The organism is Microbacterium sp. Au-Mic1 (assembly GCF_021341785.1).
Classification (GTDB): Bacteria; Actinomycetota; Actinomycetes; order Actinomycetales; family Microbacteriaceae; genus Microbacterium.
The window spans coordinates 265,191-284,718 of sequence record NZ_JAJTTF010000006.1 but is presented as its reverse complement, the minus strand read 5'-3'; the positions used below and the strand labels follow the sequence as shown (position 1 = coordinate 284,718).

Genomic DNA, 19,528 nt, shown 5'->3' with positions numbered 1-19,528 from the left:
CGTCAGCCCTTCGTGGCTCCGGCGGCGAGTCCGCCGATGATGTGCTTCTGCATGAGGACGAAGAAGACCAGCGCGGGTGCGATCGCGAGCAGCAGCGTCGGGAACACCTGGGTGTAGTCGGTGGAGAACTCGCCGACAGCGGCGTACACGCCGGTCGTGACCGTGTAGATCCCCGATCCGGGGCCCAGGATGATCTGCGGGCTCACGAAGTCGTTCCACACGCCGATGGAGTTCAGCACCACGATGGTGGCGACGACCGGCCTCATGATCGGGAAGATGCAGGTCCAGAAGGCACGGATCCGGCCGGCTCCGTCGAGTGCCGCCGCCTCATCGATGTCGCGCGGCACCGACCGCAGGTAGGCGGAGAACAGGAAGATCGTCACGGGCAGGGTGGCCGCCGTCTCGAACAGGATGAACCCGGGGATCGTGTTGATGAGCCCGAGCACGCGCAGCACGAACACCACAGGGATCAGGGTGACCTGTCCGGGGATGAACAACCCGGAGACGAAGAGCAGCAGCAGGCCCATGTGCCATTTCGAGCGCCCGCGAGCGATCACGTAGGCGACCGGCGCCGACAGCAGGATGCAGAACACGTTGACGAGCACGACGAAGAGCAGCGTCACGCCGTAGGCGGCGATCACGTTGAACTTGCTGCTCGTGATGGCGGCCCAGAGGAACTCCGGCGTGAAGCTCTGCGGCGTGATCAGCAGCGGATTCTCGATGATCTCCTTCTGCGGCTTGAAGGCGTTGATCACCATCGTGTACAGCGGCACGATCATGACGACCGCGACGATCGTCAGCACGATCCACCGGGCGAGACGAGCGAAGAGCGGCGCCCGCGTGCGGCCTGCGGCGTGGCGCGTGCGCCGGGGGGTGCGCGGCGGTCGCACGGCGGGATTGAGGCTGGTGGCGGTGCTCATCAGTCGTCCACGACCTTCTGCTCGGCACGGCGGCGGACCAGGGTCACGGCCAGGCCCACCGCCGCCGTGACGATGAGCAGGACGACGGACTGCGCAGCTCCCAGCCCGAGGGCGGAGCGTGCGAACGAGTCCTTGAGGATCTGATAGACGATGGTCTGCGTGGAGCCCGCGGGCCCTCCGTCGGTGAGCGCCAGCACGGCGTCGTAGGCCTTCAGCAGCCCGACCAGGGTGAGCACCAGGTTGACGGTGAACACGGGAGCGATCAGGGGGAACGTGATGCTCCGGAACTGCTCCCCGCGGCTCGCGCCGTCGACGGTCGCGGCTTCGTAGTACTCGGCCGGCACCGACTTGATGCCGGCGAGGAAGAGGATCATGTTGAAGCCGAAATGCGACCACACGATCGTGAGGATGACACTCGCCTTCGCGAAGGTCGGGTCGGTGAGGAAGGGCAGCGGACCGAGGCCGACCGCCTCGAGGATCCCGTTCACGGCGCCGTGCGGGGCCAGCATCGCCGACCACAGGAAGCCGATGATCAGCCCGCTGATCACATACGGATAGAAGAACACGGTGCGCAGGATCGCGTTGGCGCGACCGGATCCGGAGATCAGGGCGGCGATCGCGAGCCCGACTCCGTTGCACAGGATGGTGCCGGTGATCGCGATGACGCCCGTGAACACCGCCGCCTGGATCGAGCGCGGGTTGCGGAAAGCGTGCACGTAATTGTCCCAGCCGATGAACGTGAAGCGCAGGCTGTACCCGTTCCAGTTGGTGAAGCTCAGCACGCAGGCGAGGATCATCGGGATGACGAACATGGCGATGAACACCGCCACCGCCGGAGCACTCATCAGGAAGCCGGGGAGGGCGCGCCGGAGGCGCCGTGCAGCGCTCACCGGCCGGCGCGCGGGGGCGGCCATGAGGCTCGGCGTCCGGCCCATGGGTGTCCTCTCCTGTGCGGTGGCCCGGGGGCGGGCGGTGGTCGTCCCGCCCCCGTTCGAACGTGTCATCGTCACGATCTCGTCGCTTCCCGCCGTCAGTTCGCGTTCGCGGCGAACCAGTCGTCCATGCTCTTGAGCACATCTGCGGCGGAGGTCCCTCCGAGCAGCGCCTGGGTCTGGGTGTTGATCTCACCGGAATACCCGGCGGGCATGGTGCGCTCGCCGTAGCCGCCGCCGGTGGGCGTGTAGGACGCGGCCTTCGTGTCGGAGACGATCTTCTGCAGCTCCTCGCCGAGCGGGGTCATCTCGTACTCGTAGCCGTCGCGGAAGTTGCCGTCGACCTTGAGCTGCGAAGTGACCGCCGTCTTGTCGGTGGTGAGGTACTCGATCAGCTTGGCCGCCGCATCCTGGTTCTTGCTCGAGTTCAGGATCGAGTAGGGGCTCGCGATGTTCGCCCCCATCGCCGGAGTCTCGGAGCTCTTCTCCGCCGGAGCGCGGAACACGCCGATGTCGGCCGAGTCGGTCGCCTTCGCCTGGGTGCCGACGAACCAGCTGCCCATCGTGTAGATCGCGCTCTTGCCGCTGAGGAACGCCTGCTCGGCATCGGGGTACTTGATGCCCAGGGCGTCCTTCGGGATGTAGCCCTTCGAGACCCAGTCCGCGTAGGTCTCGACCGCGGGGCCGTACGCCTTGGTGAACGTGGTCTTCCCGGTGGAGATGTCCTGGTAGAACTTCGGATCCTTCGACACGATGGTGGGCAGTCCCAGGACCTGGAGCGTGTGGCTGGTCATCCAGTCGCCACCCGTCTGGACGGGCACGTCCCAGCCGGCGGCCTTGATCTTGCCCAGATCGTCGGTGAGCTGGTCGACGGTCTTCGGCGGGGTGGTGATCCCCGCGTCGCTGAACGCCTTCTTGTTGTAGAAGACGAGGCTCTGCAGCTGGAAGCCGATGCCGGCCATGTAGTTCTTGCCGTCGATCGAGTACTGATCGGCGAGCGGGCCCTTCTTGGCCCAGGCGTACTTCGACAGGTCCACGAGCTCGGGGGCGAGCTCGGCCGTGGGGGCGAGCGACTGCACGACATCGGGGGCGTCGCCCGAGGCGAGCAGGCGGGGGACGGCGGCGGCGACGCCTTCGGCGCCGGGGTTCTGGATGACGACGTCGATGTTCGGGTTCTTCTTCTCGAACGGCTTGACGAGCGAGTTCCAGTACTCCTCGGTGAGGTTCGGGGTGACGTTCACGAGCACGTGCAGCGTCACCTTCTCGGTGCCGGAGGCGTCGGAGCTCGCGGGGGCGGCGGCGCCGCTGCAACCGGCGAGCGCGACGGCGGCGATCGCGGCGATGCCGGTGACGGGGATGAGGCGGCCCTTGATCATCGTTGATCCTTCCTGATGCGGGTGGGGGGCATCCGCGACGATACACTAATCGATAATCGTTTGTGAAGGGATCCACAGAATCCAGTAAGCGTTTTCCCGACAGTGCGCGCCGACCGACTCCGCCCAGCCTTCCACTCGTCCGCTCGAGCGCGAGCCACAGGGCGTGCTCGGTGAGGCGCCTCGATGGGGAGGGTGCGTCAGCTCTCGGCGCGGCGCGCGCGGTAGGCGGCGACGGCGTTGCGGTTCGCGCAGGCCGTGGAGCAGTAGCGCTTGGAGCGGTTGCGGGAGAGGTCGAGCGCGAGCGCCTCGCACGTGTCGTCGGCGCAGATCGAGATGCGCGATCCCTCCTCGGCCCGGATCACGTCGATCAGGGCCATCGCGGTCTCCACGATCACGCGCTCGGGGAGCGGATGGTCGTCGGCGACCGCATGCAGGTGCCAGTCCACATCGCCGTGGCGGGCCAGTCGTGGCGCGAGGGAGACGCCGGCGAGGGCGGCGTTGACGGCCGCCGCCATGTCGTCGCGCGGGGCGAGCAGCATCGTGCGCAGCTGCGGGCGGATCTCCCGCAGCCCTGCGAGCTCGGCGTCGTCGCGGTCGATCCGTCCGGTGTATCCGAATTCGCCGAGGAAGGTCGCCTCGTCACTGAGCGAGGTGAGCGTGTCGGGATCCTCGGCCGAGTTCACGAGCCACACGGCGGCCCGTAGGGTCTCCTCGGTGTCATCGGTGAAGATCATGTTGACAGCTTACATCTCGGACGAGTAGTGTCACATGTCATGAGCACAGTGGCAAATGACACGCGCGCCGCGGGAGTGCGCTCCGGGCTGATCTTCGCGCTCGGCGCGGCCTTGTCCTTCGGGATGAGCGGCGCGTGGGCGCGCGGCCTCATGGATGCGGGCTGGAGTCCCGGTGCGGCCGTCACCGTCCGGATGTGGGTCGCCGCACTCGTGCTGCTCGTGCCGACGCTGCTGGCCCTGCGTGGCCGCTGGGGCATGGTGCGCAAGAACGCCGGCATGATCCTCGTCTACGGGCTGCTCGCGGTCACGGCGGCGCAGCTGTGCTTCTTCCAGGCGGTGGCCGTGATGGACGTCGGCCTCGCGCTGCTCATCGAGTACACCGCGCCGATCGCGGTGGTGCTCTGGCTCTGGCTCCGGCGAGGGGAGCGCCCGGGCGCCAAGGGCATGGTCGGCGCCGTCGTCGCATTCGTCGGACTCGTGCTCATGCTGGAGATCTTCACCGGATCCCGGATCGACCCCGTGGGGATCCTGTGGGCGCTCGGTGCGATGGTGGGCGCGGCGACCTACTTCCTGCTCTCGGGGCGCAGCGACACCGGCCTGCCGCCGATCGCGCTCGCCGGGCTCGGCCTGCTGATCGGCGCGATCGGGCTGAGCGTCGCCGGCGCGACCGGGATTCTGCCGATGGCCTGGAACACCCACGATGTCACCTACCGGTTCGGCACGCTGCCGTGGTTCGTACCGGTGCTCGCGGTCGGTGTGATCGCCACGGCCCTCGCCTACGTGCTCGGCATCGTCTCGACACGGCGGCTGGGATCCCGCTTCGCATCGTTCGTCGCCCTCTCCGAGGTGATCGCCGCGCTGCTGTTCGGCTGGCTGTTCCTCGGTCAGCTCCCCGATCTGCTGCAGGCGTTCGGCGGCGCGCTCGTGCTCGTCGGCGTGGTGCTGGTCAAGCTCGGCGAGCCCGTCGTCGACGAGGTGGATCCGGATGCGGTTCGGGAGCCTGTCGCGTCGCTGAGTTGACGCTCAATGTATACGAACTAGGAGATTTCCCCGGAGACATCGCCGTTCGACAGTGTTTGTGCATACACTGAGTGCATGACCATCGTCGCGGAGGGGATGCGCGCGGGCGAGTTCGCCTACCGTGCGCTGCTCGAGGAGATCCAGTCCGGATCCCTCGCCGCCGGCACCGTGCTCGCCGAGGTGGAGCAGGCCGAGCGCCTCGGGGTGAGCCGCACGCCGCTGCGTGAGGCGCTGCGCCGGCTGACCGCGGACGGACTCGTCGAGCAGCTCTCGCCGCGCATCACCGTGGTCGCCGCGATCGACGCGGACGACATCCGCGACCTGTTCGCGCTGCGCCGGGCGCTCGAGGAGAGCACCGCGCGCGCCGCCGCAGCCGCCGCCGACCGCACCGAGTTCACCGGCCTGGCCGAGCGCTTCGCCCAGGCCGCCGAAGCGCTCGGCGACGACGAGGGGCGCGCGCGGTACTACGCGCTCATCGCCCGCTTCGACGAGGCGCTCGACGCCGCCGTCGGCAACGACTACCTCACCGCGGCGCTGCGCACCGTGCGCACCCACCTCGTGCGCGTGCGCCGGATGGCCCGGGACAAACCCGCCCGCCTCGCCGCCAGTGCGGGCGAGCACCGCCTGATCGCCGAGGCGATCGGATCCGGGGACGGCGACCTCGCCGCGCACGCCACCCACGTCCACCTGCACAACGCGCTCGCGAGCATCCTCGACTCGCTCACCGGCGCGGAAGACCACCGCGTTTCGTCTCAGCGTTTCGATTCGCCTTCGGCTCACTCAACGAACGCCGGCTCCGCCGGTGCCCGCTCAACGACCCCATCCGGAAAGAAGGCCAGAGCATGACCGTCACCCACCACCTCCGTGTGCATCGCAGCGACGAGCAGCTCGCCCGCGAGGGGCAGCTCGCCTGGCGCATCGCGGAGATCGCCGCCGATGAGGTCGAGGTCGACGCCGACGTCGTCGACATGATCATCAACCGCGTCATCGACAACGCGTCCGTCGCCGCCGCCTCGCTCACCCGCGCCCCCGTCAGCGCCGCCCGTCAGCAGGCGCTGGACCACCCCGTCTCGGTGAACGGATCCGGATCCACCGTGTTCGGCTGCGCGCTCGAGCGCCGCACCAGCCCCGAGTGGGCGGCGTGGGCGAACGGCGTCGCCGTGCGCGAGCTCGACTACCACGACACCTTCCTCGCCGCCGAGTACTCGCACCCCGGCGACAACATCCCGCCGATCCTCGCCGTCGCACAGCACGTGGGCTCCGACGGTCGCGCGCTCGTCCGCGGCATCGCGACCGGGTACGAGATCCAGGTCGACCTCGTGAAGGCGATCAGCCTGCATGCGCACAAGATCGACCACGTCGCGCACCTCGGTCCCTCGGCCGCCGCCGGCATCGGAACACTGCTCGGCCTCGACGTGGAGACGATCTACCAGGCGGTCGGCCAGGCGCTGCACACCACGACCGCCACGCGGCAGAGCCGCAAGGGTGAGATCTCCACGTGGAAGGCGCACGCCCCGGCATTCGCCGGCAAGATGGCGGTCGAAGCCGTCGACAGGGCGATGCGCGGCGAGACCTCGCCGAGCCCGATCTACGAGGGCGAGGACGGCGTGATCGCCTGGATGCTCGACGGTCCCGACGCGTCCTACGACGTGCCGCTGCCCGTGGCCGGCGAGTCCAAGCGCGCGATCCTCGACACCTACACGAAGGAGCACTCCGCCGAGTACCAGGCGCAGGCCTGGATCGATCTGGCGCGCAAGCTGCACAACGAGCGGCCCGAGCTGGCGGATCCGGCCAACATCGATTCGATCGTGATCCACACCAGCCACCACACGCACTACGTGATCGGATCCGGGGCGAACGATCCGCAGAAGTACGACCCGCACGCCTCCCGCGAGACGCTGGACCACTCGATCCCGTACATCTTCGCGGTCGCCCTGCAGGATGGCACCTGGCACCACGTCGACTCCTACGCGCCCGAGCGCGCGCAGCGCGAGGACACCGTGGCCCTGTGGCACAAGATCACCACGGCCGAGGACCCGGAGTGGACCCGGCGCTACCACTCGATCGACCCGGCCGAGAAGGCGTTCGGCGGCCGAGTGGAGATCCGCCTGACGAACGGCGAGACGGTGACCGACGAGATCGCGGTCGCGGATGCGCATCCGCTGGGCGCGCGGCCGTTCGCCCGCGAGGACTATATCCGCAAGTTCCGGATCCTCGCTGAGCCGGTGCTCGAGCCCGCCGAGATCGAGCGCTTCCTGGAGCTGGTGCAGCGCCTGCCCGAACTCGCCGCGGACGAGGTCGCGGCACTGTCGATCGTCGCCGCCCCCGGCGTGCTCGCCACGGCACCGGCGCCCAAGGGCCTGTTCTGATGCTGTACTCCACCACGCCGGCCGCGGAGAAGCGGCGGATCCTGCGCGAGCGGCTCGCCGCGGGGGAGCTGCTGCGCTTCCCCGGTGCGTTCAATCCGCTGAGCGCCCGGCTCATCGAGCGCAAGGGCTTCGACGGGGTCTACATCTCCGGCGCGGTGCTCTCGGCCGATCTGGGCCTGCCCGACATCGGCCTCACCACCCTCACCGAGGTGGCGGGGCGAGGGCAGCAGATCGCCCGGATGACCGAGTTGCCCGCCATCATCGACGCCGACACCGGATTCGGTGAGCCGATGAACGTGGCCCGCACGATCCAGACGCTCGAGGACGCGGGCTTGGCCGGCACGCACATCGAGGACCAGATCAACCCCAAGCGCTGCGGGCACCTGGACGGCAAGGCCGTGGTCGACGAGTCGACCGCGACCAAGCGCATCCGCGCCGCCGTCGACGCGCGGCGGGATCCGAACTTCCTCATCATGGCGCGCACCGACATCCGCGCCGTGGAGGGCATGGACGCCGCCGTCGACCGGGCCAAAGCCCTCGTCGACGCGGGGGCGGACGCGATCTTCCCCGAGGCGATGCGCACGCTCGCCGAGTTCGAGCGGATGGCCTCCGAACTCGACGTGCCGATCCTGGCGAACATGACCGAGTTCGGCAAGAGCGAGCTGTTCAGCTCGTCCCAGCTGAAGGACGCCGGCGTGAGCATCGTCATCTGGCCGGTCTCGATGCTGCGGATCGCGATGGGGGCGACCGGGCGCGCGCTGGATACTCTGAACGAGGAGGGGCATCTGACCTCGAAGCTCGGCGAGATGCAGCACCGGGCGGATCTGTACGACCTCATCGACTACGAGTCCTACAACCACTTCGACACGAACGTCTTCAACTTCACGATCGACAAGGAACTCGGTCTCTGAGCCCGTCTCGGCGACCGCGCACGAAGGAGTGACATGAGCGACCCCGACATCAAGAAGGGCCTCGCGGGCGTCGTCGTCGACACGACGGCGATCTCGAAGGTCAACCCGGAGACCAACAGCCTGCTCTACCGCGGGTACCCCGTCCAGGAGCTTGCGGCGACCCAGCCGTTCGAGGCGGTCGCATACCTGCTCTGGAACGGCGAGCTGCCGACGCCCGAGCAGCTGGCCGCGTTCGAGGCGCAGGAGAGGGCGTTCCGTCCGCTGGATCCGCGCACTCTCGCCCTGCTCGACCTGATCCCGCTCGACGCGCACCCGATGGACGTCGTGCGGACGGCGGTCAGCCAGCTGGGCACGTTCGATCCGAGCCTGAACCGCCCCGGCGGCTGGACCGATCGCGAGCTCGACCTCGGCCGCTCCGTTTATCTGCTCGCCCAGATCCCGACGATCGTCGCCGCCGTGCAGCGCCGCCGCTGGGGTCTCGCGCCGATCGATCCGCGGCCCGACCTCGACTACTCGACGAACTTCCTCTGGATGACGTTCGGGGTGCTCCCGTCCGATGCTGCCGTGGACGTGTTCCGGATCTCGATGGTGCTCTACGCCGAGCACTCCTTCAACGCCTCGACCTTCACCGCGCGTGTGATCGCCTCGACCACGGCGGACCTGTACTCCGCGGTCGTCGGTGCGATCGGGGCGCTCAAGGGCCCGCTGCACGGCGGCGCGAACGAGGCCGTGATGCACATCTTCGAGGAGATCGGATCCGCCGACCGGGTCGTGCCGTGGCTCGACGACGCGCTGGCGAACAAGCGCAAGATCATGGGCTTCGGCCACCGGGTCTACAAGAGCGGTGATTCTCGCGTGCCGACCATGAAGGCGGCACTCGACCGGCTCATCGCCGACACCGGCCGCACGGATCTGGCCGAGCTGTACAAGACGCTCGAGGCCGAGTTCGTCGCGCGCAAGGGCATCTACCCGAACCTCGACTATCCGTCGGGGCCGGCATACCACCTGCTCGGCTTCGAGACCGAGATCTTCACGCCGCTGTTCATCGCGGCGCGCATCACGGGCTGGACGGCGCACATCATGGAGCAGGCCGCGTCGAATGCGCTGATCCGTCCGCTGTCCGCCTACGACGGCGTGCCGGAGAGGCACATCGAGGCCTGATCCCGATTTCAAAGAGCGCAAATGGCGCCTTTCTGGCCGCAGATGCAGCCATTTGCGCTCTTTGAAACAGGGGCGACGTCTCAGCGGGCCAGCCAGCGCCGGAGGCTGCGCGTCACGAACGGCAGCACCCAGTAGGTCATGATCGGCGTCAGCACGATCGTGGTCGCGAGCACGCGCAGCCAGATCGGCAGGCCGTTCCAGCCGGGCACGGGGCTCATCAGGTACGTGAACACCAGGTTCACCGGGAAGAATCCGAGCCAGATCGACACGGCCTGCTTCCAACGCGGCGGCGACGGCGCCACCATCACGGTGGTCGTGCCGGTCGAGGTCGGCAGCGAGATCGTCTCGGTCGACGGCTCGTCGAACCAGCCCTCGATCCCGGTGCGCCGCCGGGTGCGCTCGCTGCGCACGAAGCCCTCGCCCATCGACAGCCACCAGGCGCGTTCGCTCGAGGCCTCCCACGCGTCGAGGGCCGCCTCGTCGGCGAAGCGGTAGAGCATGTGCCAGTGGTGCGAGTCCTCCCCGTCGCGCACCCAGCCGGATCCGAGGAAGCCGGGATGGCCGCTGGCGAGATTCACCCCGGTCTGCACCCAGGCGGTGGCTTCGGCGATGCGGGCGGGGTCGACCTCGCGGCGGATCGAGACGGTGATGGGCGCGGATGACGGCGTACCGGACATGGTGGGTCCTTCGGGGGAGTGCGTGCTTGTGGCGTCCCCGAGTGTACGCATCCCGTGTTTCCCGGATGTTGCGGATGTCGGCCGCCCCGGTGCGTCGGTCCGTCGGCAGCGCCCGGCTCAGGAGGGCACGGTGCGCTCGAGCGCCGCACGGGCGCGGCGCAGTACGTCGTCCGTCGCGCCGTGCTGCTCCAGCAGCGTGAGCCCCGCGCCGACCACGGGCCGGGCGTCGACCACGGTCGGAACGGCCGAGGGCAGCGCCGAGGCGAGCCCCTGCACGACGCCGTCCAGCAGCAGCGGCTGGCGCGCCGCGAGCACTCCGCCGCCGAGCACCACGGGGATCGGATCCTGCTCGAGCCCCAGCCGCCGGGCGGCGCTCGCAGCCATCGCGACGATCTCCTCGGCCTGGCGCTGCACCAGCGCGCGCGACACGACGTCGCCGCCGCCGGCCGCCGCGAACACGACGGGTACGAGCTCGGCCAGCCGCTCCTCCGGAAGGCGGCCGAAGTGCACGTCCTCGATGAGGGCGGTGAGGTCGGCGCGTCCGAAATGCCCGGGGATCACCCTGGCCAGCACGGTCGCAGGTCCCCGGTCGTCGAGCGCCCGCGCGGCCAGACGCAGCGCCTCGGCGCCGATGTCCGACCCGCCGCCCCAGTCGCCGGACACGGCCCCCCAGGCGAGGAAGCGGGCCGTCGTCCCGTCGCCGCGCACGCCGATCGCATTGAGCCCGGTGCCGCAGACGACGGCGACCGCGTCGGGCGCGAGCGTGCCCGTGCGCAGCAGCGCGAACATGTCGTTCTCCACGTGCGCCTCGACGCCGTCCTCGCCGAGAAACCACGGCAGCGAACGGATCCGCGCGCGGAAGGCCGCGAACTCGTCCTCGTGATCGAGGCCGGAGAGGAACACGCCGACCCTCAGCAGCGGCCCCCCTCCGGCCTCGGCGTGCACCCTCCGGACCGCCTCGTCCACAACCGAGGCCGATTCCCCCTCCCGTCCGGGGTGCACATCGGACGCGCCCAGACGCACATGGGCCACGACCGCACCCGTCCCATCGAGGGCGACGGCGTCGGTCTTGGTGCCGCCGCCGTCGACGGCGACGACGATCCCTCCGGGGTGCGTCGCCGGGTGGCCCTGTCCGGTCCGCACCGCCGTGCCGCTCACCGCGCCCACGCGAGGTGATCCCGGTTGTGGTCGATCAGCAGGTCGGCGAGCTTCTCCGCGCGATCCCACTGGCCGACGAGCGGGTGGGCGAGCAGTGCGCGTTCGACGAGCTGTCGCCCGCGGTCGGCGGATCCGGTGTGCCGGGCCGCGTCGAGCGCGAGCCGTTCGTAGCCCGCGACGTGGCCGATCAGGCCCTGCACGTCGGCCGGCAGCGGAGCGACGGGCACCGCGACGGGGCCGGCGGCGCCGATCGTGGCCGATACCTCGACGACGTGGTCATCGGGAAGGAAGGGCAGCGTGCCGTCGTTGCGCAGGTTCGCGACCTGCACGTCTCGGCGATCGCCGAGCAGCGAGGCGATGAGGTCGACCGCCGCCTCCGAATAGAACGCACCCCCGCGCTCGGCGAGGATCGCCGGCTTCTCGTCGACGGCCGGATCCGCGTACAGCCGGAGCAGTTCCCGCTCGACCTCCAGCACCTTCTCGGCGCGCGGCGGTTCGTGCCGCTGCTCCTCGAGGACGCGGTCGTGGGCGTAGAAGTACCGCAGGTAGTACGAGGGCACCATCGCGAGGTTCTGCAGCAGCGGGGCGGGCAGCTCCACCTCGTCCGCGAGCTCGGACAGGCGCTCGTCCAGCATCGTCGGCAGCACGTCGGATCCGTCGAGCAGCACCCCGCGCTCCCAGGTGAGGTGATTCAGGCCGACGTGCTCCAGGCGGATCCGGTCCGGATCCGCGCCGAGCATCCGGGCGAAGCGGCGCTGGAATCCGATCGCCACATTGCACAGGCCGATCGCGCGATGCCCCTCCTCGAGCAGTGCGCGCGTCACGATCCCGACCGGGTTCGTGAAGTCGACGATCCAGGCGTCGGGCTTCGCATGCCGGCGCACGGCCTCGGCGACCTCGAGCACGACCGGAACGGTACGCAGTGCCTTGGCGAGTCCGCCCGGGCCCGTGGTCTCCTGCCCGATGCAGCAGGCCTCGTGCGGCCAGGTCTCGTCGCCGAGCCGGGCGGCCTGGCCTCCGATCCGCAGTTGGATCAGCACCACGTCGGCATCCGCGACGCCCGCGACGAGATCGGCGGTCGCCCTGATCCGACCGGGGTGCCCGGCGCGCGCGAACATGCGCCGCGAGACGCCGGCGACCAGTTCCCGGCGGTGGTCGTCCGGATCCACGAGCCAGAGCTCGTCGATCGGCAGCAGGTCGCGCAGCCGGGAGAAGCCATCCGTGAGCTCGGGGGTGTAGGTGGAGCCGCCTCCGATGACGGTGAGTTTCATGTCAGCCCTTCACGCCGGTCAGGTTGATGCCCTCGACGAAGACGCGCTGGGCGAAGAAGAACACGATGACGACGGGGATCGTGACGAGCATCGTCACGGCCATGGTCGTGCCCCAGTCGGTGCCGTGCGTGCCGTGGAAGGTGGACAGTCCGTAGGCGACCGTCCACGCCGACGGATTCTCCGAGGCGTAGAGGAGAGGCCCGAAGTAGTCGTTCCACGAGTTGAAGAACAGGAAGATCGCAGCCGACGCGATGCCGGGCTTCGTCATCGGAACCATCACCCGCCAGAGCACGCCCCATTCGCCGTTGCCGTCGATGCGCGCCGCGTCGGCGTAGGCGGTCGGGATCGTCAGGAAGAACTGTCGCAGCAGGAAGATCGAGAACGCATCGCCGAGCAGATTGGGCAGGATCAGCGGCCAGAGCGTGCCGGTCAGCCCGAGCTTGGCGAACATCACGTACACCGGGACGATCGTCACCTGCGGCGGCAGCAGCATCGCGACGATGATCGCGAGGAAGATGATGTTCGCGCCCCGGAAGCGGATCTTCGCGAGCACGTAGGCCGCGGGCACCGAGGAGACCAGCATGAACGCCGTCGCGAGCACCGCGTAGAACGCCGAGTTCAGGAACCACAGGCCCAGCGGCACCTGGGTGAACGCGCGGACGTAGTTGGAGAGATCCCAGGGCTGCGGCCAGATCGAGGCCGTCAGCGTCTGCCGGCTCGACATGAACGAGGTCAACAGCACGAACAGGATCGGGGCGAGGAACAGCACCGCGAGCACGGAGAGCACGGTGTGGTCGGCGATCCAGACGAGCGCCCTCCGGCCGCCCCGCACCGGACGCGGCGGGCGTGCGGATCCGGTCGTGATGAGCGCGGTCGCGGTCATGAGAAGTCCTCCGGGGAGAAGGCCCGCGCCTTGCGCAGCAGCAGGGCGACGAACACGCTGGCCACCACGAACAGCACCACGGCCATCGCTGCCGCGTAGCCGAGCTGGAAGTTCGCGAACCCGCGCACGTACAGCCACTGCGTGTAGGTGAGCAGCGAGTCCTCCGGATAGCCGATGTCGGCTGCCAGCCCGCCGGAGGCGGCGCCGGAGCGGCCGGATGCGACGCCGGAGGCCACGGCCGCTTCGGTGAAGTACTGCAGGGCCGCGATCATGCCGGTCACCAGAGCGAACAGCAGCACGGGGGCGATCGAGGGGATCGTCACGAAGCGCACCTTCTGCAGGCCGTTCGCCCCGTCGAGCGATGCGGCCTCGTACTGGTCGCGCGGCACGTTCAGGAGAGCGGCGAGCAGGATGATCATGACGTCGCCCATCACCCACACCCCCAGCAGTACGAGCGAGGGCTTCGCGAGCGCCGGGTCGTTGAACCAGAGCGGGCCGGGGATGCCGAGGCTCTTCAGCACGAGGTTCACCGGACCGGTTCCCGGGTTGAAGAGGAACACGAACGCGACGACGGACGCCACGGGCGGCACGAGTGCGGGCAGATAGAAGATCGTGCGCCAGATCCCGCCGGCGCTGCGGGCGCGCAGCAGAAGGCCGGCGACGGCGAGGGCGCAGACGATCCGCACCGGCACCAGGATCACGACGAACCACAGGGTGTTCAGGGCGGCCGTGACGATGCGCGGATCCTTGGTGAACAAGTAGACGTAGTTGTTCAGCCCGTTCCACTGCGGTGCTGAGACGAGGTCGTACCGCGTGAACGAGAAGTAGAGGTTCGCCGCGAGCGGGTACACGAAGAAGACGGCGAGGCCCAGGAGCGTGGGGGCCAGCATCAGGGCGATGCTCCAGCGGCGACGGCGGGCGGCGGATCCGCGCGGGTGTCGGGCGGTGGGCACCGGGGCGTGCGGAGGAGTCGCCGCACGCCCCGGAGCGAGTGTCGCGGTCATCACGGGCCTTCGCTCAGCGCGAGCTGGTCGTCGATGTCCTTGTCGACCTTCTTGAGGCCCGCGTCGATGTCGCCACCGCCGCCGGACTGGTACTTGGTCCAATAGCCGGAGAGCGCGACCTGGTTCGCACTGCCGATCACGGTCGCCGGGATCGAGGTCAGGTGCGGGCTCTTCGCGATGTCGAGGAACGTGCCGAACTGCTCAGGGAGGTCCAGCTTCGAGGAGGCGAGCGCATCCTTCGTGGTCGGGACGTTCTTCAGGCCGTTCGCGAGCTTCACGACCGCGTCGGTGTCGAAGGTCAGGTAGTGCAGCAGAGCCCAGGCGGCCTCGGGATTCTTGGAGCCCTTGGAGACGCCCGCGATCGTCCCGGAGGAGTACCCGCCGCCGTAGAGATCCTCATGGCCGTCCAGCACGGGGAACGGCGCGACGCCGTACTTCACGTCGGGCGCCTGATCGGCGAGGAATGCGACGCGCCACTCGCCGTCGAGGTTCATCGCGAGCTGGCCGGTCTGGAACGCCTGCCCCGCGGAGAACTCGTCGCCGAGACCGGCGGTGAAGGCCTTGAGCTTGTCGTAGCCGATCTTGTCGATGAAGCTCCTCTGCCAGGTCATCAGGTCCTTCCAGCCGGGGGAGGACGCGATCGCGCTCTTTCCGTCCTCCATCCATTCCGCACCCGCGGCGGCGCCGAAGACGGTGGGCGCGTTCTCGTAGGCGCCCATCAGCGGGTTGAAGCCCAGGGTCTTGATGGATCCGTCGGCGTTGTAGGTCGTGAGCTTGACCGCCATCTCCTCGAGCTCGCCGAGCGTCTTCGGCGGGGCGCTGTAGCCCGCCGCCTGCAGCAGGTCGGTGTTGTAGTACAGGCCCTGCACGTCGGCGAGCATCGGCAGCGCGCACTGTTTGCCGCCGAAGGAGGTATAGCTGCGCGCGACGTCGGACAGTTGTGAGAGGTCGACGCCGTCACGCGCGATGTAAGGAGTGAGGTCGCGCAGCGCTCCGGACGAGCAGAACGCGCCCACGTTGTCGACGGCACCGGAGATCGCGACGTCGAGATCGCTACCGGCGGCGATCGCCTTGATGATCTTGTCGTCCTCCTGACCGGTGCGCACGTCGACCTTCACATCCGGGTACTTCTTGTGGAAGTCGTCGATGACGGACTGCACGACGCCCGCCTCGCGGTCGCTGAAGAACTCCCACAGCGTGACCGTGCCGGACAGATGGTCGGGCGCCTTGGCGGCGACAGCGGTGTCGGACCCGCTGGAGCAGCCGGCGAGGACGACGGCGGTGACGGAGAGCGCGGCGATGGCTCCGATCCGGAGCCGGGTGTGGCGTTTCATGTGAACCTCTCTGTTCATGAACATGGATCCGGGCCGGCGACGACCGGCCCCGGGGCGATCAATCGGGAAGCAGTCGCCCGCGCAGCCGTGACACGAGCACGTGCCGGGCGCCGAGCAGCACCGCGTCGGCCGGAGCCCCCGTGGTGCGCACCGCGGGATCCCAGCTGGAGGAGGAGCGCAGTGCGGCGGACACGGCGGCGGCCAGGGCGGCTCCGCCCGCGACCCCGGTGGGACCGCCGAGGATCACCAGCGACGGGTCCAGCACGGCGATGACCGGCGTGAGGGCCAGCGCGATCCGTGCGGCGAGGTCAGGCAGGATCCGATCCGGCTCGCTCGCGAGGGCGGCGAGAGCGCCGGCGTAGTCGAGGGGGCCGCCGACGGCCGAGGTCGCCGAGCGCGCGACGGCGGATCCGCCGACCAGCTCCTGCAGGTCCTCCGCGTCCGGGTCGATCGCCATCGCCGTGCGGGGCGCGGGCAGGTAGCCGATCTCGCCGGCGCCGCCGGTGGCGCCGTGCAGGATCGTGCCGTCGAGGTCGATCGAGAGGCCGAGGCCCTCGCCGAGCCAGAGCAGCGCGAAGCCAGGTGCGTCGGCGCCGGCGCCCTCGGCGCGTTCGGCGATCGCGGCGAGGTTCACGTCGTTCTCCAGGGTGACCGCGATGCCGAGGCCCGCCTCCAGCTCGCCGCGCGCATTCTGCATGGGCCAGCCATCGAGGGTGTCGGTGAAGTTCAGGCGATCCGCGGCAGGATCGTTTGCGGCCTGCACGCCGATCACGATCTCGACGACCGCGCCGGCGTCGACGTCCGCCGCGCTGCACGCGGCCTCGATCGCGCGGCGCACGTCGCCCTCGGCCGAGCGCGGGTGCGCGGCGTCGACCGGGATGGTCGCAACCGGCCGCTGGGAACCGCGCGCATCGACCACGGTCGCGCGCAGCACGTTCTCGTCCACGTCGATCGCGACGCCCAGGCTGCGATCCAGCCGCACGTCGTAGGTGACCGCGTTCGGTCCGCGGCCGGCGGAGAGCTCGCCGGCGGGGTGGATGAACCCGGCCTCCTCCAGCCGTGTCACGATCTGCGCCGCGGTCGGCTTGGAGAGACCTGTCAGTTCGCCGATGCGATTGCGCGTGAGCGGGCCCTCGTCGAGCAGGAGCGACAGCGCCGCCTGATCGTTGCGGAGGGCGAGCCAGCCGGGGGTGCCGGGGGCGGGGGAGGACGTCATCGAAGCTCCTGAAATCTAATAGCTAAGTTTCTTTATAGATTCAGGAGGAGGCCGCGTCAACCCCTCTGATCGAATCCGCATCTCATCCGGATCCGATCGGCATCCGAAGAGACCGGGCAAGCAGGTCGCAATTTCTGCTGCGGAAACCGGCGTTTCGGAGCAGAAACTGCGACCTGAGCGTGCGAAGGATGAGCCCGCCGGTGTGCGTGAGCCGAAGGCTCTGCAGGAGGACGAGCGTCTGCGCGTCAGAAGCGCTCGGCGAGCCAGGCGGTCTGACGCAGCCACTGGGCGAAGCCGCCACCCTCGTGCCCGTTGAACTCGTAGACCTCGATCGCCGTATCGTCCGCGGCGAGGTGATTGTAGGCGGCGAAGACGCTGGACGGCAGCACGATGTCGTCCGTCAGCGCCACCGAGAACAGCGCGGGCCGCGTGATCCGTCGTGCGAAGTTCACGCCGTCGAAGTAGGACAGCGTCTGGAAGACCTGCTCGACCCGATCGCGGTGCACCGAGAGATAGCGCTCGATCTCGCGGAACGGGTGCTCGGGGGTCAGCGCGACCGATCGGCGGAAATGGCTCAGGAACGGCACATCGGGCATGACCGCTGCGACCCCGGGGTGCAGGGCCGCGGCGGCGATGCTGATGCCGCCGCCCTGGCTGCCTCCGGTGACGGCGATGCGCGCGGGGTCGGCGAAGTCGAAGCCCCGCACAGCATCGACCAGCAGCACGGCATCGGTGAACACCCGGCGGTAGTAGTAGTCCGCGGGGTGCGCGATGCCGCGTGTCATGAAACCGGGCGTCGCCCCGTCCGACCCGTGCGGATCCGCGGTGGCGCCGCCCGATCCCCAGCCGGCGCCCTGGCCACGGGTGTCCATGAGCACGTGCGCATATCCCGCGGCCGCCCACTGCAGGCGCTCGCCGGGGATGCCGCGGCCGCCGCCGTAGCCGAGGTACTCGATGACGACCGGCAGGCGCCCCTCGCGGCGAGGCCGGGTGACCCAGCCGCGGATGCGCTCGCCGCCGAAGCCCGAGAACGCGAGGTCCTCGACGATGAGCTCATCGATCGGGGTCGTCGCGGGCGAGAGCTCGGCCGGGGTGGCGAGTTCGCGGGATCCGGCCAGGGTGTCGCGCCAGAACGCGTCGAAATCGGCGGGCTCCGCGACGTCGGGGAGGTACCCGCGGAGCTCGGACAGGGGGAGATCGGTGAGCGGCATGCCCGTCAGCCTAGGGGCGACCCGCGCCGTCAGGCCGCGGGGTGCGATCGCGGTGCAGGACCGAGGCCGCCTGGCGGGCGGCGCCCAGTGCCACGTACTCGCCCGGAGCGGGCACCTCCACCGGCACGCCGAGGATCGCCGGCGCGATCCGGCGCACGGCCTCGGACTGCGCGCCGCCGCCGATGAGCAGGGCGCGCTCGAGCGGGATGCCGAGTCCGCGGAGGGCGTCGAGCCCGGCGCACAGACCGCGCAGCATCCCCTCGACGGCGGCGCGGGCGAGGTTCGCACGCGTGGTGGAGGAGAGCGTCATGCCGCTCAGCGACGCGGTGGCATCGGGGAGGTTCGGAGTGCGCTCGCCCTCGAAGTACGGCAGCAGAGTCAGCCCGTCCGCTCCCGCGGAGGCGTGCAGTGCGAGATCGCTGAGCTCGTCGTGTCCGACGCCGAGCAGCGCCGCCGTGACGTCGAGCACACGCGCCGCGTTCAGCGTCGCCACGAGCGGGAGGAAGTTCCCGGTCGCATCGGCGAATCCCGCGACCGTGCCGGACGGATCCGCGATCGGCGCGCGGTTGACCGCGCACACGGTGCCCGACGTGCCGATCGACACGACGACGTCGCCCGGCTCCGCGCCGAGCCCGAGCGCAGCGGCGGCGTTGTCCCCGGCGCCCGGCGCGACCTGGCAACCGGACGGATCCGCGACCGACTCGTCCGGGCCCAGCACCCGCGGCAGGATCGCGTCGTGTCCGAGCGCGGCCACGAGCAGCGCTCGGTCGTAGCCGCCGTCCAGGGGATTCCAGTAGCCGGTGCCGCTCGCGTCGGAGCGGTCGGTGACGAGCTCGTCCAGCACCGGTCCGAGCGGCGACGCCCCCGCGGGCCCGTAACCGCGCAGCCGCCAGGTCAGCCAGTCGTGCGGCAGGGCCACCGCGGCCACGCGCGCGGCGTTCTGCGGCTCCGCGTCGCGCAGCCACCGCAGCTTCGTGATCGTGAACGAGGCGACCGGCACCAGGCCCGTGCGCGTCGCGAGCTCGGTCGCGCCGAACTCGGTGATGAGATCCTGTGCTGCGCCGGCCGAACGGGTGTCGTTCCACAGGAGCGCGTCGCGGATCACGGATCCGGCGTCGTCGAGTACGACCATCCCGTGCTGCTGGCCGCCGATCGACCATGCGCCGACATCGTCCAGGCCGCCGGCATCGGCGATCGCGGCGTTCAGCGCACGCCACCACGCCTCGGGGTCGACCGCCGTGCCGTCCGGATGCCCCGCGCGGCCGGTGCGCACGACGGATCCGGACGCGGCGTCGAAGATGACGACCTTGCACGACTGCGTGGACGAGTCCACGCCCATCACCAGCGTCAT

Annotated in this window: 18 protein-coding genes; 5 read left to right on the top strand and 13 right to left on the bottom strand. The window is 69.8% G+C overall.

The genetic code is table 11. The annotated features are described in order from the left end of the window. Positions 1 to 2 precede the first annotated feature (2 nt). From LXM50_RS10585 to LXM50_RS10570, 4 genes are all read right to left on the bottom strand, one after another. Complete coding sequence (locus tag LXM50_RS10585) at positions 3 to 920, bottom strand: carbohydrate ABC transporter permease (RefSeq protein WP_233311283.1); 918 nt, start codon at positions 918 to 920, stop codon at positions 3 to 5. Beyond that, a complete protein-coding gene (locus tag LXM50_RS10580; protein WP_233311282.1) occupies positions 920 to 1,855 on the bottom strand; it encodes a carbohydrate ABC transporter permease in 936 nt (311 codons plus the stop codon). Before LXM50_RS10580 ends, LXM50_RS10585 begins: the two co-directional genes overlap by 1 nt. Positions 1,856 to 1,950: 95 nt before the next feature. After that, positions 1,951 to 3,228, bottom strand: a complete 1,278-nt coding sequence (locus LXM50_RS10575; RefSeq protein WP_233311281.1) for an ABC transporter substrate-binding protein — start codon at positions 3,226 to 3,228, stop codon at positions 1,951 to 1,953. A 197-nt stretch (positions 3,229 to 3,425) separates the two neighbouring features. After that, positions 3,426 to 3,962, bottom strand: a complete 537-nt coding sequence (locus LXM50_RS10570) for a CGNR zinc finger domain-containing protein (RefSeq protein WP_233311280.1) — start codon at positions 3,960 to 3,962, stop codon at positions 3,426 to 3,428. A 39-nt stretch (positions 3,963 to 4,001) separates the two neighbouring features. On the opposite strand from LXM50_RS10570, the gene LXM50_RS10565 reads away from it, so the two are divergent. The 5 genes from LXM50_RS10565 (at position 4,002) to LXM50_RS10545 (ending at position 9,423) form a co-directional block, all read left to right on the top strand. After that, positions 4,002 to 4,982 (top strand): DMT family transporter, encoded by a 981-nt coding sequence (locus LXM50_RS10565; protein ID WP_233311279.1) that lies wholly within the window; start codon positions 4,002 to 4,004, stop codon positions 4,980 to 4,982. Between the two features lie 96 nt (positions 4,983 to 5,078). Further along, a complete protein-coding gene (locus LXM50_RS10560; protein ID WP_233311303.1) occupies positions 5,079 to 5,828 on the top strand; it encodes a GntR family transcriptional regulator in 750 nt (249 codons plus the stop codon). Then, positions 5,825 to 7,351, top strand: a complete 1,527-nt coding sequence (locus LXM50_RS10555; protein ID WP_233311278.1) for an MmgE/PrpD family protein — start codon at positions 5,825 to 5,827, stop codon at positions 7,349 to 7,351. The genes LXM50_RS10560 and LXM50_RS10555 overlap by 4 nt, the downstream gene beginning before the upstream one ends. After that, positions 7,351 to 8,262: a methylisocitrate lyase gene (prpB, locus tag LXM50_RS10550; RefSeq protein WP_233311277.1), complete on the top strand. Its 912-nt coding sequence runs from the start codon at positions 7,351 to 7,353 to the stop codon at positions 8,260 to 8,262. Before LXM50_RS10555 ends, prpB begins: the two co-directional genes overlap by 1 nt. A gap of 33 nt (positions 8,263 to 8,295) precedes the next feature. After that, complete coding sequence (locus LXM50_RS10545; RefSeq protein ID WP_233311276.1) at positions 8,296 to 9,423, top strand: bifunctional 2-methylcitrate synthase/citrate synthase; 1,128 nt, start codon at positions 8,296 to 8,298, stop codon at positions 9,421 to 9,423. 80 nt (positions 9,424 to 9,503) lie between these two features. On the opposite strand, the gene LXM50_RS10540 is transcribed toward LXM50_RS10545, so the two are convergent. The 9 genes from LXM50_RS10540 to LXM50_RS10500 form a co-directional block, all read right to left on the bottom strand. Further along, complete coding sequence (locus tag LXM50_RS10540) at positions 9,504 to 10,100, bottom strand: antibiotic biosynthesis monooxygenase (protein ID WP_233311275.1); 597 nt, start codon at positions 10,098 to 10,100, stop codon at positions 9,504 to 9,506. A 117-nt stretch (positions 10,101 to 10,217) separates the two neighbouring features. After that, on the bottom strand, positions 10,218 to 11,267 hold the full coding sequence (locus LXM50_RS10535; protein ID WP_233311274.1) for a BadF/BadG/BcrA/BcrD ATPase family protein: 1,050 nt from the start codon (positions 11,265 to 11,267) through the stop codon (positions 10,218 to 10,220). Beyond that, complete coding sequence (locus LXM50_RS10530; RefSeq protein WP_233311273.1) at positions 11,255 to 12,529, bottom strand: 6-phospho-beta-glucosidase; 1,275 nt, start codon at positions 12,527 to 12,529, stop codon at positions 11,255 to 11,257. The genes LXM50_RS10535 and LXM50_RS10530 overlap by 13 nt, the downstream gene beginning before the upstream one ends. Before the next feature lies 1 nt (position 12,530). After that, positions 12,531 to 13,412, bottom strand: a complete 882-nt coding sequence (locus tag LXM50_RS10525; RefSeq protein WP_233311272.1) for a carbohydrate ABC transporter permease — start codon at positions 13,410 to 13,412, stop codon at positions 12,531 to 12,533. Next, on the bottom strand, positions 13,409 to 14,416 hold the full coding sequence (locus LXM50_RS10520; protein WP_233311271.1) for a carbohydrate ABC transporter permease: 1,008 nt from the start codon (positions 14,414 to 14,416) through the stop codon (positions 13,409 to 13,411). Before LXM50_RS10520 ends, LXM50_RS10525 begins: the two co-directional genes overlap by 4 nt. Then, entirely contained in the window at positions 14,416 to 15,750 is a 1,335-nt protein-coding gene (locus LXM50_RS10515; RefSeq protein ID WP_233311270.1) for an ABC transporter substrate-binding protein, read from the bottom strand. The genes LXM50_RS10520 and LXM50_RS10515 overlap by 1 nt, the downstream gene beginning before the upstream one ends. 58 nt (positions 15,751 to 15,808) lie before the next feature. Continuing rightward, complete coding sequence (locus tag LXM50_RS10510; RefSeq protein ID WP_233311269.1) at positions 15,809 to 16,966, bottom strand: ROK family transcriptional regulator; 1,158 nt, start codon at positions 16,964 to 16,966, stop codon at positions 15,809 to 15,811. Positions 16,967 to 17,211: 245 nt separating this feature from the next. Continuing rightward, positions 17,212 to 18,177: an acetylxylan esterase gene (locus LXM50_RS10505; protein WP_233311268.1), complete on the bottom strand. Its 966-nt coding sequence runs from the start codon at positions 18,175 to 18,177 to the stop codon at positions 17,212 to 17,214. A gap of 10 nt (positions 18,178 to 18,187) precedes the next feature. After that, complete coding sequence (locus LXM50_RS10500; RefSeq protein WP_233311267.1) at positions 18,188 to 19,528, bottom strand: xylulokinase; 1,341 nt, start codon at positions 19,526 to 19,528, stop codon at positions 18,188 to 18,190.

Excerpts from the sequence above, each read along its gene's own strand:
- LXM50_RS10575 (WP_233311281.1), bottom strand. The coding sequence starts at position 3,228 with ATGATCAAGGGCCGCCTCATCCCCGTCACCGGCATCGCCGCGATCGCC.
- LXM50_RS10555 (WP_233311278.1), top strand. The coding sequence starts at position 5,825 with ATGACCGTCACCCACCACCTCCGTGTGCATCGCAGCGACGAGCAGCTC.
- LXM50_RS10500 (WP_233311267.1), bottom strand. The coding sequence starts at position 19,528 with ATGACGCTGGTGATGGGCGTGGACTCGTCCACGCAGTCGTGCAAGGTC.
- LXM50_RS10585 (WP_233311283.1), bottom strand. The coding sequence starts at position 920 with ATGAGCACCGCCACCAGCCTCAATCCCGCCGTGCGACCGCCGCGCACC.
- LXM50_RS10505 (WP_233311268.1), bottom strand. The coding sequence starts at position 18,177 with ATGCCGCTCACCGATCTCCCCCTGTCCGAGCTCCGCGGGTACCTCCCC.
- LXM50_RS10525 (WP_233311272.1), bottom strand. The coding sequence starts at position 13,412 with ATGACCGCGACCGCGCTCATCACGACCGGATCCGCACGCCCGCCGCGT.
- LXM50_RS10560 (WP_233311303.1), top strand. The coding sequence starts at position 5,079 with ATGCGCGCGGGCGAGTTCGCCTACCGTGCGCTGCTCGAGGAGATCCAG.
- LXM50_RS10565 (WP_233311279.1), top strand. The coding sequence starts at position 4,002 with ATGAGCACAGTGGCAAATGACACGCGCGCCGCGGGAGTGCGCTCCGGG.
- prpB (WP_233311277.1), top strand. The coding sequence starts at position 7,351 with ATGCTGTACTCCACCACGCCGGCCGCGGAGAAGCGGCGGATCCTGCGC.
- LXM50_RS10520 (WP_233311271.1), bottom strand. The coding sequence starts at position 14,416 with ATGACCGCGACACTCGCTCCGGGGCGTGCGGCGACTCCTCCGCACGCC.
- LXM50_RS10540 (WP_233311275.1), bottom strand. The coding sequence starts at position 10,100 with ATGTCCGGTACGCCGTCATCCGCGCCCATCACCGTCTCGATCCGCCGC.
- LXM50_RS10510 (WP_233311269.1), bottom strand. The coding sequence starts at position 16,966 with ATGACGTCCTCCCCCGCCCCCGGCACCCCCGGCTGGCTCGCCCTCCGC.
- LXM50_RS10515 (WP_233311270.1), bottom strand. The coding sequence starts at position 15,750 with ATGAAACGCCACACCCGGCTCCGGATCGGAGCCATCGCCGCGCTCTCC.
- LXM50_RS10545 (WP_233311276.1), top strand. The coding sequence starts at position 8,296 with ATGAGCGACCCCGACATCAAGAAGGGCCTCGCGGGCGTCGTCGTCGAC.
- LXM50_RS10580 (WP_233311282.1), bottom strand. The coding sequence starts at position 1,855 with ATGGGCCGGACGCCGAGCCTCATGGCCGCCCCCGCGCGCCGGCCGGTG.
- LXM50_RS10530 (WP_233311273.1), bottom strand. The coding sequence starts at position 12,529 with ATGAAACTCACCGTCATCGGAGGCGGCTCCACCTACACCCCCGAGCTC.
- LXM50_RS10570 (WP_233311280.1), bottom strand. The coding sequence starts at position 3,962 with ATGATCTTCACCGATGACACCGAGGAGACCCTACGGGCCGCCGTGTGG.